This is a genomic window from Flavobacterium sp. JP2137, assembly GCF_050562195.1.
In the GTDB taxonomy this organism is placed as follows: Bacteria; Bacteroidota; Bacteroidia; order Flavobacteriales; family Flavobacteriaceae; genus Flavobacterium.
On sequence record NZ_CP191647.1, the window covers coordinates 512337 to 526183 of the forward strand.

Annotated in this window: 10 protein-coding genes; 6 read left to right on the forward strand and 4 right to left on the reverse strand. The window is 44.6% G+C overall.

Features of this window, described 5'->3' with window-relative positions; all coding sequences use genetic code 11:
- Positions 1 to 21 precede the first annotated feature (21 nt).
- The 4 genes from ACQZ43_RS02260 to ACQZ43_RS02275 are packed head-to-tail and all read left to right on the forward strand — an operon-like array spanning position 22 to position 5415.
- Complete coding sequence (locus ACQZ43_RS02260; RefSeq protein ID WP_430614227.1) at positions 22 to 1596, forward strand: peptide MFS transporter; 1575 nt, start codon at positions 22 to 24, stop codon at positions 1594 to 1596.
- Positions 1597 to 1621: 25 nt separating this feature from the next.
- Positions 1622 to 3145, forward strand: a complete 1524-nt coding sequence (locus ACQZ43_RS02265; protein ID WP_430614228.1) for a peptide MFS transporter — start codon at positions 1622 to 1624, stop codon at positions 3143 to 3145.
- A gap of 25 nt (positions 3146 to 3170) precedes the next feature.
- On the forward strand, positions 3171 to 4934 hold the full coding sequence (locus ACQZ43_RS02270) for a peptide MFS transporter (RefSeq protein WP_430614229.1): 1764 nt from the start codon (positions 3171 to 3173) through the stop codon (positions 4932 to 4934).
- Positions 4935 to 4959: 25 nt separating this feature from the next.
- Positions 4960 to 5415 (forward strand): thioredoxin family protein, encoded by a 456-nt coding sequence (locus ACQZ43_RS02275; RefSeq protein WP_430614230.1) that lies wholly within the window; start codon positions 4960 to 4962, stop codon positions 5413 to 5415.
- Between the two features lie 8 nt (positions 5416 to 5423).
- Here the strand turns inward: ACQZ43_RS02275 and ACQZ43_RS02280 are convergent, their stop codons facing one another.
- From ACQZ43_RS02280 to surE, 4 genes are all read right to left on the reverse strand, one after another.
- The gene (locus ACQZ43_RS02280) at positions 5424 to 7433 is read right to left on the reverse strand and encodes a ComEC/Rec2 family competence protein (RefSeq protein WP_430614231.1); all 2010 of its coding nucleotides are present in this window, start codon (positions 7431 to 7433) and stop codon (positions 5424 to 5426) included.
- Positions 7434 to 7492: 59 nt separating this feature from the next.
- Positions 7493 to 8155 carry a C40 family peptidase gene (locus tag ACQZ43_RS02285; protein ID WP_430614232.1) on the reverse strand — a complete coding sequence of 221 codons (663 nt, stop codon included), beginning with the start codon at positions 8153 to 8155 and terminating at the stop codon, positions 7493 to 7495.
- A 52-nt stretch (positions 8156 to 8207) separates the two neighbouring features.
- Positions 8208 to 9317 carry a lipid-A-disaccharide synthase gene (lpxB, locus tag ACQZ43_RS02290; RefSeq protein WP_430614233.1) on the reverse strand — a complete coding sequence of 370 codons (1110 nt, stop codon included), beginning with the start codon at positions 9315 to 9317 and terminating at the stop codon, positions 8208 to 8210.
- Between the two features lie 212 nt (positions 9318 to 9529).
- Positions 9530 to 10300: a 5'/3'-nucleotidase SurE gene (gene surE / locus ACQZ43_RS02295; RefSeq protein WP_430614234.1), complete on the reverse strand. Its 771-nt coding sequence runs from the start codon at positions 10298 to 10300 to the stop codon at positions 9530 to 9532.
- A 182-nt stretch (positions 10301 to 10482) separates the two neighbouring features.
- Between surE and ACQZ43_RS02300 the strand changes: the two genes are divergently transcribed.
- Together ACQZ43_RS02300 and ACQZ43_RS02305 are read left to right on the forward strand one after the other, a co-directional pair.
- Positions 10483 to 12717, forward strand: coding sequence for a carboxy terminal-processing peptidase (locus tag ACQZ43_RS02300; RefSeq protein WP_430614235.1), 2235 nt, complete (start codon positions 10483 to 10485; stop codon positions 12715 to 12717).
- A 5-nt stretch (positions 12718 to 12722) separates the two neighbouring features.
- A complete protein-coding gene (locus ACQZ43_RS02305; RefSeq protein WP_430614236.1) occupies positions 12723 to 13826 on the forward strand; it encodes an ABC transporter permease in 1104 nt (367 codons plus the stop codon).
- Positions 13827 to 13847 lie beyond the last annotated feature (21 nt).

Below are 13847 nucleotides of genomic sequence, written 5' to 3' on the forward strand. Positions count from 1 at the left end.
CTAGCCTTTAAGAACAACAACATGGAAGAAAACAAAAAACTGATCACACACTTAAGCAAACTAGGGATCGACGACAAAATGGTTATGGGTCATCCGGCAGGGCTATTTGTCTTGTTTTTCACCGAAATGTGGGAGCGCTTTAGCTATTACGGAATGCGTGCGCTATTGACAATCTTTTTGATTAGTAAAGTGATGGATGGCGGCTGGGAATGGTCTCGAGAAGATGCCATGCAACTCTTCGGAATCTATACGATGTTGGTGTATTTCACTCCTTTGTTGGGCGGTATCATCGCCGATAAGCTAACCGGCTTTAAAAAAGCTATCGTACTCGGTGCATTAATCATGACCATAGGTCATGCTTCTATGGCACTAGAGGGCATCAATCAAAATTTCTTCTATATCGGATTGCTCTTTATGATTTTAGGAAACGGGCTATTCAAACCGAATATCTCTTCTATGGTCGGCCAATTGTATCCCGACAGCAGTTCTAAAAAAGATGCGGGTTATACCATTTTCTATATGGGTATTAACGCCGGTGCTTTCTTAGGTATGTTGTTGTGTGGTTATATCGGTGAAAAAATCGGATGGCATTACGGCTTCGGTTTGGCTGGTATCTTTATGTTTTTCGGGATGTTGCAATTCTATTTTGCCACCAAATTATTCGGAAGCATTGGAGAATCGCCAAAGGAAAAGAGAGAAGCGATCAATCAGGGAACCGAAACAGAAGAAGAACCCTTGCCAAGCAAGGTAAAAAGAGACCGACTGATTGTGGTGGGTGTTTTGATGTTTTTCAGTATCTTTTTCTTCTTGTCTTTTGAACAGGCGGGAGGTTCGATGAGTATTTTTGCCAAAGACTACACCCAGCGCGTTTTAGAAGGCTCTGCGGGTACCATCTTTAAATGGGTCGATGCCCTGTTAACCCTTTTCCCCTTGGTTATTATCACTTGGGTTTTGGTGGGATTAGCACGAAAAATATATGCCAAATATCCGGTTACCATTATCTTTACTGCCATATCCTTTATCTTGGTTTGGGCTTTGGGAATCTGGAAAATAACACGAGAATTCAACGCTATAGAAACCGAAATCACCGCATCGTGGTTTCAAATTTTAAACTCGTTCTTTATCATCACCCTAGCTTCGTCATTCAGCAGGCTATGGGAAAAAATCTGGAACCCTTCTGGGCCGATTAAATTTGCATTAGGACTGATTCTAGTAGGTGTTGGATTTGCGGTATTGGCCTACGGAGCACAAGACATTCCACAGGGAGCTGCAACGGCTTCGGTGAGTATGTTGTGGTTGGTGTTGGCATACTTTTTCCACACTTCTGGAGAGCTGTGTTTATCGCCAGTTGGCTTGTCTTATGTGAGCAAACTATCGCCTAAGAACCTCTTGGGGCTAATCTTCGGACTGTGGTTCTGCGCTTCGGCTATCGCCAATGGACTTGCCGGATTCTCCGGTGCCCTAATCGACAAGATCAGCGCCGAGCACTCCATCTCTTATTTCTTTGGAATATTCGCCGTACTACCCGCTGTAGCAGGTTTGGTACTCATAGCCATATCTCCAATACTCAAAAAATTAATGCACGGAATTCGTTAATCGAATCCCCTAAAACAGTCCTCTTATGAGTCAAGTACAGACATTAGAAGAAATTCAAAATTTCAAAGGCAAATATCCCAGACAGATCTGGAGTTTGTTTTTCTCGGAAATGTGGGAGCGTTTTTGCTTCTACGGAATGCGGGGAATGTTGGTCTTCTTTATGATAGACCAGTTGAATTTCGACGAAGGCAAGGCCAACCTACAATACGGAGCCACTCAAGCCTTTGTATATGCCTTTACTTTTATCGGAGGTTTGTTTGCCGACAAAATACTCGGTTTTAGAAAATCCTTGTTTTGGGGTGGAGCCCTAATGATCGTCGGCAGTATGATACTCGCCTACGATCCGCATGTTTTCTTCTTTACCGGAATTGCCTTTACCGTTATTGGTACGGGATTCTTTAAACCGAATATCTCGACGATGGTCGGTTATTTATACAAAAAAGGCGACAGCCGTACCGACGCGGGATTTTCCCTCTTTTATGCCGGTATCAACCTAGGCGCTTTGATCGGGGGCTATCTGTGTATCGCCATCGGAAAAGGACAATTGTTCTCCGATTTAATCGAACACGAACACCGCTGGAACGTGGCTTTTGGATTGGCTGCTTTGGTAATGGTGATCAGTTTAATCAACTTTCACTTCACCAAAAGACATTTAGGCCCCATAGGCCTTCAACCGAAAGACGTTTTAGAAAATGGCGAACAGAAAAAGAAACCGGTTTGGCACGAAGTGGCCGTTTACGCCTTAACACTTGCCATGGTGCCTGTCATTATCCAAATGGTAGACAACACCCAATACACCGATTATTTTATGGCCATCATCGGTCCGGCGACCTTGCTATACCTCTTTTATGAGATGTCCAAAGTGACGGCTGCCGAGCGAAAAAAATTATTTGCCGCCTTGATATTCATTCTTTTCTCCATATTGTTTTGGGGAATATACGAACAAGCAGGAGGATCACTCAGCATATTTGCTGCGAAAAACTTAGACAACACCGTACTGGGTATACCGTTGGACCCCAACGGAGTCAATAACTCCGGAGGTGCCTTTTTTATCATTCTACTCGCACCGCTATTGGGATTATTGTGGATTTGGTTGGCTAAAAAACGCATAGAGCCCAATACCGTTGTCAAATTCGGACTGGGTTTCCTATTGTTGGGATTGGGCTATTACGCCTTATTTGCCACGCGTTTGTTTGCCGATGCCGCGGGAATCACTTCATTGGATTTCTTTACCATTGCCCTGTTGATCATCACCTTTGGAGAGCTTTGCCTCTCCCCGATAGGACTGTCGATCATGACCAAGTTATCTACGGCCAACCTACAGGGAATGATGATGGGAATGTGGTTTTTAGCCAGTGCCTACGGCCAATATGCCGCAGGTATAATCGGAGCCAATATGTCTGCTTCCAAAACGGGAACCTCCAATTTAGACAGCTTAATGGCCTATACGGAAGGATATAAAGAACTGGGCGTTTATGCCGTAGTTGCTGGGGTGGTATTGATATTGATATCGCCGTTTATCCGAAAACTCATGCAAGAAGTCAAATAAGAACATTCACTTTTATCACTATATTATGTCAGAAGACACCACAGCAGAACAGAACTTTTTTAAATCGACCGTATTAGGACATCCCTCGGGACTTTTCGTCTTGTTTTTTACAGAAATGTGGGAACGTTTCTCCTTTTACGGAATGCGAGTCCTATTGATTCAATTCTTAACCATGACCTTGTTGAGTGACAATCCAGGATGGGGTTGGTCGGCAGAAAATGCGGGGGCACTTTACGGTACCTACGCCATGTTGCTTTATATCACCCCTATTTTCGGTGGAATTATAGCCGACAAATACATTGGATATCGCTGGGCAGTTGTAGTCGGAGCTATCATTATGACCCTGGGTCATGCTGCCATGGCTTTGGACACGCCACTGATGTTGTATATCGGTTTAGGACTTCTAGTTGCTGGTACCGGTTTCTTTAAACCAAACATGACTTCGATCCTTTCGGAAATGTATAAAAAATTCCCGGAGAAAAAAGATGGTGCATACACCATTTTCTACATGGGTGTAAACGCAGGTGCCTTTTTCGGAATGATGCTTTGTGGTTATTTAGCCGAAAAAATTGGATGGCATTGGGGATTCGGCTTAGCCGGTATTTTCATGTTGTTGGGAACCGCACAATTCTGGTTGGCCAAACCGTTATTCGGAAATATAGGTGAAGTTCCTACCAAGGAAAAGAAATTGGCTGTGGCTACGGCAAATGCGGCTTCAAACAACGAAGACGACAAGCCCAATCCCTTTACAATGGTCGATTACGTATTAATCGCCATTACAACGGTTATCGGTCTTTTATATGCCATTAACGATCCGCTCTCTAAAATTGCCAAAATCAATTTATTCCCGTTTAGTTACGGCAGCCTTGACGGACCAAGCCTCGCGATATTAGTTGCCTTAGTGGCCTTTATATTTTTAATTGTAAGTCGTCTGTCGCGTTATACGAAAATCATTAGAGACCGTATGATTGCGGTAATTATCTTCGCTTTCTTTACCATTTTCTTTTGGATGTCTTTCGAACAAGGAGCATCGTCTTTGGTAATCTTCGCAAGAGACAATGTCGATCGTGCTTTAGAAGGCTCTGCCCTGACGGCATTTAATATCGTAAATACCTTATTAACCATAGTTCCGTTAGTGATTATCTCTTGGGTTTTAATCCTTTTAGGAAAACAAACCTGGACAAAAATACCGGGATCCAACATCGTATTAGCGATTTGTTTCTTGGGTGTTTGGGCGGTAGCTATCTGGATGCTTTACAAAGAATACACAGCCGAATCTTCAGAAATCACCGTTTCTTGGTTCTCGATTTTAAACTCGTTCTTTATCATCACTTTCGCTTCGTTGGTATCTAAAGTTTGGGACAGTAAATACAACCCGCCAGCCGCTGTTAAATACGGTATGGGATTGATCGTTATGGCGATTGGTTTTGGCTTGTTGGCTTACGGATCTCACGGTGTGGCTGAAGGCGTTAAAGTTTCGATGATCTGGTTGATCCTCGCTTATTTATTCCACACTTTAGGGGAGCTTTGCCTATCGCCAGTTGGACTGTCTTATGTTTCTAAATTGGTTCCTGCCCGTATGATTGCCTTTATGTTTGGTATGTGGTATTTGGCTATTGCCGTTGGAAATAAATTAGCAGCTGTAATCGGCGGACAAATTGAAAACATCACCAATCAGTACTCGTTATCTACGTTTTTCTTGATTTTTACGGTAGTGCCTATAGTAGCCGGTTTACTGGTTATGTTGCTCAACCCGTTCTTGAAGAAGTTGATGCACGGTGTAAAATAATAACCGCATAATAGAAATCGACAAAATGAAAAAACTCATATTGCTTATTGTCATTGCTTTGGTCGGAGCAAGTGCTTCCGCTCAAGAAATTAAATGGATCACTTTTCAAGAGGCTATAAAAGCGCAGAAAGCGAATCCCAAACCCATTTTTATGGACGTGTACACCAGCTGGTGTGGCCCGTGTAAGATGTTGGATCAAAACACCTTTACCGATTCCGCAGTTATCGAACAAATCAACAGCAAATTCTATGCTGTAAAGTTCAATGCCGAAGGAAATGAGAAGATTGAATTTGCGGGCAAAACCTTCGGAAATCCGAATTACGACGCCAACCGAGCGGGCCGTAACGGCATGCACGAGTTTACCGCTTTTCTAAGAGTACCGGGCTACCCATCGATGGTAATCATTGAAAAAGACGGTACGATTAAAAAGACCTTAGTAGGTTACAAAGTACCGCAGCAACTCCTGCAAGAAATCAAGTAATTTCCGCATTAAAACCTATAGAATCCCTTTTCCGATACACTGTGAAAAGGGATTTTTTTTTGGTTGCACCACTGCTGCAATCGCCGAACTTCCCAGGGTGGGAAGGTCGCTGCGGCCAGCACTAAATCGGGTTGATGATACGCAATTACGCGACCGAAGTGGAGTCGCGAATTTCCGCTAAAAAGCAAGATATCCGCTTTTGCAGCGGTCTGATACCCACCCAAGCTATCGATGAGCAACAGCCGCTGATTGTTAACCGTGAGCAATTTGGGCAAAGGGCAATACTCCAACTGTCTAAAGATGGCATGGTTTTTATAATCGGTTAGTGCCCCAGCCTTTAAAACACGCGCATCGTCGGCATATACCGAAATGCGTTGCTGCCTTTTAAACAGCAAAACCGTTTGCTGGCGGTGGTACAAAAGCAGCACTTCACTTTTATTGGCTTCCGAAACCGCAAAGCCGACATACAACAGTTGAAAGAGCCATACCGCTAGCATTGCGGGCAACACCAAGCGCCGCTGCCGCGCTTTAACCGCAAAACCGACCACGAGCAAAACCACAGCCGCGCAAACCGCTAAAAAGGCGTTTAAATAGAGGTTCTCCACAGGGTATACCGACCATTCAGACAACCCACGCACCACGGCATTCATAAACGCGATCAGCAGGTTTACCCCTTTGCCCAACAACAGTGCTGCCCCTGGCCACGCGAAATTCAACGCCAATAAAACCAGTAGGCTTACCAATATTAGAGTCACCAAGGGAATTACCAGGAGGTTGCCCAAGAGGAAAAAAACGGGAATCGAGTGAAAGTAATAGATCGTCAGGGGAAGTATGCCGATTTGAACCGCCAAAGACACACCGACGATTTCTTTGACATAGCGCCACAGTCCCCATTTGGACGTGCAAAAACGCCTGATGATCGGATGAAAAAACACTATGGCAAACACGGCGGCAAAACTCAACTGAAAGCCCGCATCGACTATATAAAAAGGACGGACGCACAGCATTGCAAAAAAGGCAATAGCCAGATTGTTATAGGTGCTGGAATGGCGTTTGCCACAGCTCGCTACGGCCATCAGCGTAAACATGCTGACGGCGCGTACCACTGGAGCGGCAAAGCCCGCTGTCAGGGCATACAGCCACAGCACCACTGTGGCCATGACGTATATAGCTACGGTGCCCAAGCGAAGCCGCTTTAAAAGCCAAACCAAAAAAATATAAATGATTCCGATATGCAATCCGGAAATTGCCAGCACATGTACCACACCAACTGCGGCAAAACGACTTTTTAAATCGGCCGAAATCCCCTGCCGCTGTCCGAAGAGCAACGAGGCCACCACCGCGGCTACTTCGGGTGTGAATTGGTGCTTTTCAAAACTCCCGATCAACCGCTGTCTAAACCCCTCCAGCCAGGCAGCGGCGTCCACCACCACCTCTTCTCTCTTATACCCTTCGGAAGCCAACCGCAATTGCCCATAGATTCCCCGCTGCTGTAAATACGCCTGATAATCGAATTGATGCGGATTTAGAGGTCTGTCGATGGCAGAAATGGATTGATAAACACTGAGATGTTGTCCGGCTTGAAAAGTCCCGCCTTGTTCCCCTTTGGGCACTACGACCAAAATCCTGCCCAAACTAGCTCGCTCTTCGACGAACAGCACCTCTGCTATATACCGATCGGCATAAGCCGTGGGCTTTAAGGACTCGCGTATGGCGATTTTTAAAAAGTGCTTCTCGCCTGCCGAAACCCGTTGGGTATAGTGCTTCTTTTGGTTGCTCACCGTATGCACATAGGCCGTTGCAGTGCCCAAAGCGAAGAACAACAGCATATAGCAAGCCGCGTATAGCATTCTAAAAGCGACCGACACATAGCTATGAGGTCCTGCGAGCAGCAATCCGATAAATGAAAGGGGTAAAAGGAAGCGCAGGCTGTAAAACTCCGCGACTACAGGAAGAGATAAGATGCCTAAACCAAAGAATACAGAAAGGCTTAAAAAGGGAAATTTCAATATCTTCATGGTGAAAGATATTGAAATTTCCCTGTCTATCAAATAGTTACCTATTTTTTAACGCTATACTATAAAAGTTGTTTTTCGTAAACTCGGTTGATTTGTGCAAAAGTACGGTTGTAATACGCTTCATTAAGAGAAGACACGATCACCCCCTTTGATGTCGAAGAGTGTATAAATTTGATATCCTCGCCTTTTACTTCAACTATAATTCCCACATGGCTGATTCTCGATTTTTTTCCGGTTTTAAAAAAGATTAAGTCTCCCTTTTGCGCTTCAGAAGAATTAATTTTTTGTCCTATGGAAGCCATATCTCTCGAAGAACGAGGTAGGGCGATATCGAAAGCATTGAAAGCGGTACTCACAAACCCCGAACAATCCATTCCATCTCTAGAGGTGCCGCCGAAACGGTAACGAACCCCTTTAAAGTCTTCGGCTACATTGAGCAACTGTTCAGTCATATAACTTCCCGTATCCTCTTTGCGGCTGGTTTCGTCAATTTCGTTTAATATTTTACCCAATTCCTCTACACTAATTTCTTTGGTATCGGTAGCGGCTATGTCCTTTCCTTTAGTGGAAGCGGTTTTTCCCTTTTTTCCCTTAATGGGTGTTTTGGGTGGATTATTTGCAGGCGTGATATTATCTAAGGCTACTTTTTGCAGGTTCGCTGCGGGTGACCGACTAGACAATAACAGCAGTACAATTAAGAAGGCGGAAGCGTACGTTTTCATAATTATCGATGTTGTTATCTCACAAATATAGAATTTTATTTTAAAAAACAACTCATAAATTTTTATTAATTAATCGGGCTGTCAATTCACTGGCACCTTTTCCGCCAAGCTTATCTATCAGTATATCATAATTTTGCAATATTTCCTCCCTGCCCTGTTGCTCCACAATCTTAGAAAAGGCGGCGTAAATGCTTTTGCTGTTACAGTCTTCTTGGATCAATTCGGTCACCACTTCCCGGTCCATAATTAAATTGACCAAGGAGATATATTTTAGGGTAATAATGCGTTTTGCGATTTGATAAGAGATCGGATTGGCCTTGTAAAGGACCACTTGGGGCACCTTAAACAAAGCGGTTTCCAAGGTCGCTGTACCCGAGGTTACCAAAGCGGCATAGGCCACATTGAGCAAACCGTAGGTATCATTGGAAACAAACGCGACGTTCTTATCGGTGAGAAAGCGCTGATAAAATTCAAAGTCCTGACTCGGTGCACCAGCGATGACAAATTGGAATTGCTCAAAATGAGGGACCACCGTTAGCATTTGCGAAAGCAACTTGGTAATTTCCTGTTTGCGACTCCCCGGCAATAAGGCAATAATGGGACGATCGTCTAAGCGATGCCGCTCTCGAAAGGTCGAATCGGCGCTACTGCGGTATTCCTCGACCGCATCGATTAAGGGATGCCCGACAAACTGCACGGGAAAACCGTGTTTTCCCTCGTAAAAATCCTTTTCAAAGGGCAAGATGACATACATATAATCGACATCGCGCTTAATGGCCTTGATGCGATTTTCTTTCCACGCCCAAATTTGCGGGGAGATATAATAATGAGTCGGTATGCCTTTTTTCTTGGCCCAAGCTGCGATACGCATATTGAAACCCGGATAATCGATAAAGATAATTGCGTCGGGAGCAAAGGCTTCGATGTCTTTTTTACAGCTCGATATATTTCGGAGTATGGTTCCCAAATTCTGAACGACTTCGGCAAAGCCCATAAACGCCAATTCGCGATAGTGCTTGACCAAAGTACCGCCGACCTTTTGCATTAAGTCGCCGCCCCAAAAACGAATTTCGGCTTGGGCATCCTCTTTATAAAGCGCCTTCATCAGGTTAGACCCGTGTAAATCGCCCGAAGCCTCTCCGGCAATAATATAGTATTTCATAAGTCGATATTAGTTGTTTTATAAGCCGCATGCCCGGGTGCGCTCTTGGGCAATAGACCGGAATAAACCGATTTACTAGCGCGCAAGCCCGCGGCCTTTGCAGCCGAAATCCATCGGCAAAAACCCAGCCGCTAAGATAATACCTCCTGCTTTGAAATTCAGATTTTTTTTAGGTCGGCTTTGCAACAAAATCGAAAGCCCCCAAAAAGGCCTTACAAATCCCAGCGATTGAGCAATTGAATCGCGTGATAAGCCGTAAGGTCAAACTGTACGGGAACCACCGAAACAAACCCGTGCTTTAACGCCCATTCGTCGGTATCTTCGCCTTTGTCTTGATTGACAAACTCACCGGTCAGCCAATAGTACTCCTTGCCGTGTGGACTCACGCGTTTGTCAAACTTTTCCTGCCAGGTCGCCTTGGCTTGACGACAGATCTTAATGCCTTGAATTTCCGCTCTCCTGAGTTTGGGAAAATTGACGTTTAACACGGTTCCCTCGGGAAGTCCATTCTTTAGGGTCTCCAGGGTCAACTGTTTTACAAAGGGCAGGATCTCGTCAAAATTCGCATTCCAGCTAAAATCCTGTAGCGAGAAACCGATAGACGGAATTCCGCTCATCCCCGCTTCCAAAGCCGCACTCATCGTACCGGAATAAATGACGTTTATCGATGAATTCGAACCGTGATTGATTCCCGAAACGCAAATATCCGGCTTGCGATCCAAAATCTGATCCAAGGCGATTTTTACACAGTCAACCGGAGTGCCCGAGCAACTGTATTCCCGCTCTAAATCCGGGTCTATAGCCACCCGTTCTATAGAAAGGGTATTGTTTATCGTTACGGCATGCCCCATGGCAGATTGCGCTTTATCCGGTGCCACGACCACCACCTCACCAATCTCCTTCATCACAGCTATCAAAGCCCGTATACCCGGAGCTACTATACTGTCGTCGTTGGTGACTAAAATTAAAGGTTTTTGTTTCATTACATTATTTTATTTACTTTCGCTAAAGTAATCAATATAAAATCAAACCCGATCACACAACTGCCGAACCCTTGCTAAACCTAACCTATTCTTTGATTTTTAACACTAAGGTTTAACAAAATATTATTGAGGCTGCTCTTAAAGTCTCTGATTATTTACTTACTTTAGATGAAAATTAATTGATGAACACTATTTGGTCATTTATGAAAAGAAACTATAAGATAATACTACTCATATTAGGCGTATCGACTCTGTTGTGGAGTTTTATACCCAAAGAGCCTAAAGAGAACCCTGAGAAAGACCAACTATTGCTAGAGATGATTACGTATTTACTGGAAAAAGGACACTATGATCCGGTAAAGATTGACGATGCGTTCTCCAAAGAAGTCTATAAAGAATACATTAAGTCCTTGGACCCTACTAAGCGCTTTTTTACGCAGGCAGACATCGACGAATTTGCAAAATACGAACTCCTAATCGACGATATGATTGCCTTAAAAGACTTGTCTTTTTTCAATTTGACGCACGACAGAATCGTTCAGCGCATGAAAGATGCACAAGGGATTTACAAAGACGTATTGAGCAAGCCCTTTAATTTATACACCAATGAAACCTTTGATGCGGATTACGACAAACAAGCTTTTTCAGCCGATGAAGAAGCCTTGAAAAAGCGTTGGGAAAAGCAGCTTAAACTATCGGTTTTATCGACGATATCCGATAAGATAAAATTACAAGACGGCGAGGAAGTGGCCACAGATGAGTTTGAAGACGAAGCAAACGAGGACAGCTATGCCCCTGTCAAAAAGAAAAAAGAAGCTGCTCCGGTAGAAAAGAAGAGCTTTGAAGAATTAGAGGTAGAAGCCAGAGAAGCCACTTTAAAATCCTTAAATGAGTATTTTGGATTTATCGATGACTTGCAACGCCAGGATTGGTTTACGATTTACATCAACAGCATAGTGGAACGATTTGACCCGCATTCCTCGTATTTAGCGCCGGAAGACAAAGAGAAATTCGACGCGAGCATGAGTGGTACAATCGAGGGTATTGGAGCCAAGCTTCAAAAGAAAAACGACGTTACCGAAATTTCGGAATTGATTCCCGGAGGCCCCGCATGGAGAGGAAAGGAACTCGAAGCCGGCGATATCATATTGAAAGTAGCTCAAGGCAATGAAGAGGCCGTAGATGTGGTGGGTATGAGATTGGAAGATGTGGTTAAAAAGATCAAGGGCCGCAAGGGTTCTGAGGTGCGTTTGACCGTAAAAAAAGTAGACGGAACCGTGGTGATCATCTCGATTATCCGCGAGATCGTGGAATTGGAAGAAACCTATGCCAAGTCGAGCATTATTGTTCACGGCAATCAAACCTATGGCTTGATTCAGTTGCCAAAATTTTACATCAATTTTGAAAACAAAGACAATCGCGATGCGTTTAAAGATGTAGCCAAAGAAGTGGAGCGCCTAAAGGAGCAACAAGTTAGCGGTATCATCATGGACCTCAGAAACAACGGTGGAGGTTCGCTGCAAACCGTAGTGGACATGGCGGGACTATTTATAGAACAAGGCCCTATTGTACAGGTGAAATCGTCCAAAGGCAAAAAAGACGTGTTGTTTGATCGCGATGCCAAAGTGCAGTGGGACGGCCCCTTAGTGGTGATGGTCAACAACTTTTCCGCATCGGCTTCCGAAATTTTTGCCGCGGCTATTCAGGATTACAAAAGGGGAATCATCATCGGAAGTAAGCACACTTACGGCAAGGGTACGGTTCAAAACATCATCAGCCTTACCGACTTGCTCAAGGCCCAACAGCCCTATGGCGATTTGGGAGCGCTTAAGTTGACCCTACAGAAATTCTACAGAATCAACGGAGGATCCACACAACGCGAAGGTGTATTGAGCGACGTGGTGTTGCCAGACCGCTTTTCGTATATCGACATGGGCGAACGCGACATCCCGAATGCGATGCCGTGGGACAAAATCGACCGCGCGAACTACACGCCTTTGAAAAATGATTTTCAACCGGCAATCAGCAACAGTAAAAAGCGCATTGCCACGAATCAACAATTCAAGCTCATCACCGAGAATGCACAGTGGATCAACGAGCGAAAAGACGAAAAAGTATTCAGTTTAAATTACGACAAATACAAACTAAAACAGGAACAGGTGGAAGAAAAAGCCAAAAAATTTAAGGCGATTTCCAAGTACAACAACCACCTGACATTCAACTCGCTTCCCTACGAATTAGAGAAGTTTAAGAATGACACTATTTTAGAGAACAAGAGAAACAGATGGCATGAAACCCTGGCGAGTGATGTGTATGTAGAAGAGGCCGTGAATATCTTAAAAGACATTCACAAAGGTCCGCGCACCACCACTGGTGAACTCACGGTTAAGAAAAACAAATTAGCGGAAAAGCATTAGTCTTAATGGCAGATAAAACCATCTCTAACAATCAATTAGCGCTCCAAAAATTCAAGAAGGATTTTTGGGGCGTTTTGTCTTTTTGGTTTGTGGTCGCATTGAGTTTTATCTCGATATTTGCCTATGTCATCGTACCGGATAAAACCCAAAACGCCAATGCGGGCAACCTCGCTTTGCGGTCAAAGGAACCGGGCTTTAGCGTAACCATGTTATCGCTAGACGACAAATCGGAGACCGCTTCTAGCTGGTCGTCTTGGTTTATGGGCAAGGAACAACTACCCCTTGAAATCCCCATCGTCAATTATCACTTTAGCCGGGATTCCCTTCACTTTACCACCTACAGCAATCATCCGCAAACCGCAGAAAAACTGGCATTGCCACTGACTTATTTTAAAGACCCCACCCCGCATTCAATCATCGATCAGTCCATACACCAAAAGAATTACCTCTTGGGAACAGACAGTCAAGGCCGCGATTTTCTCAGTCGACTCATCATCGGCTCTCGCGTATCCTTAGCCATCGGATTTGTAGCCGTGACACTCTCGTTGTTGATCGGCGTGTCTCTAGGTGCAGTTGCGGGATATTACGGCGGTAAAATCGATGCGTTAATCATGTGGCTGGTCAATATGGTGTGGTCCATACCCACTTTGTTGTTGGTAATCGCCATCACCCTGGCATTGGGCAAGGGCTTTTGGCAGGTTTTTATAGCCGTCGGGCTCACGATGTGGGTCGAAGTGGCCCGAGTGGTCCGAGGACAGGTCATCAGCGTCAAAGAACAGCAATACGTCACCGCTGCAAGGGCTTTGGGCTATGACGACCTTCGCATTATATTGCGACACGTTTTACCCAATTGCATGGCCCCGGTGATCGTGATTTCGGCCGCCAATTTCGCTTCGGCAATTTTAGTGGAAAGCGGACTGAGTTTCTTAGGTCTTGGTGCCCAGGTACCCGTGCCGAGCTGGGGCTCGATGATCAAGGAAAACTACAACTACATATTGATGGGCAAGCCCTACCTCGCATTGATACCCGGTATAGCCATGTTTTTATTGGTCATGGCTTTTATGCTGATCGGCAACACCCTGAGAGATGCCTTGGACGTCAAGAAATAGCATCAGCATACCAATTCCACG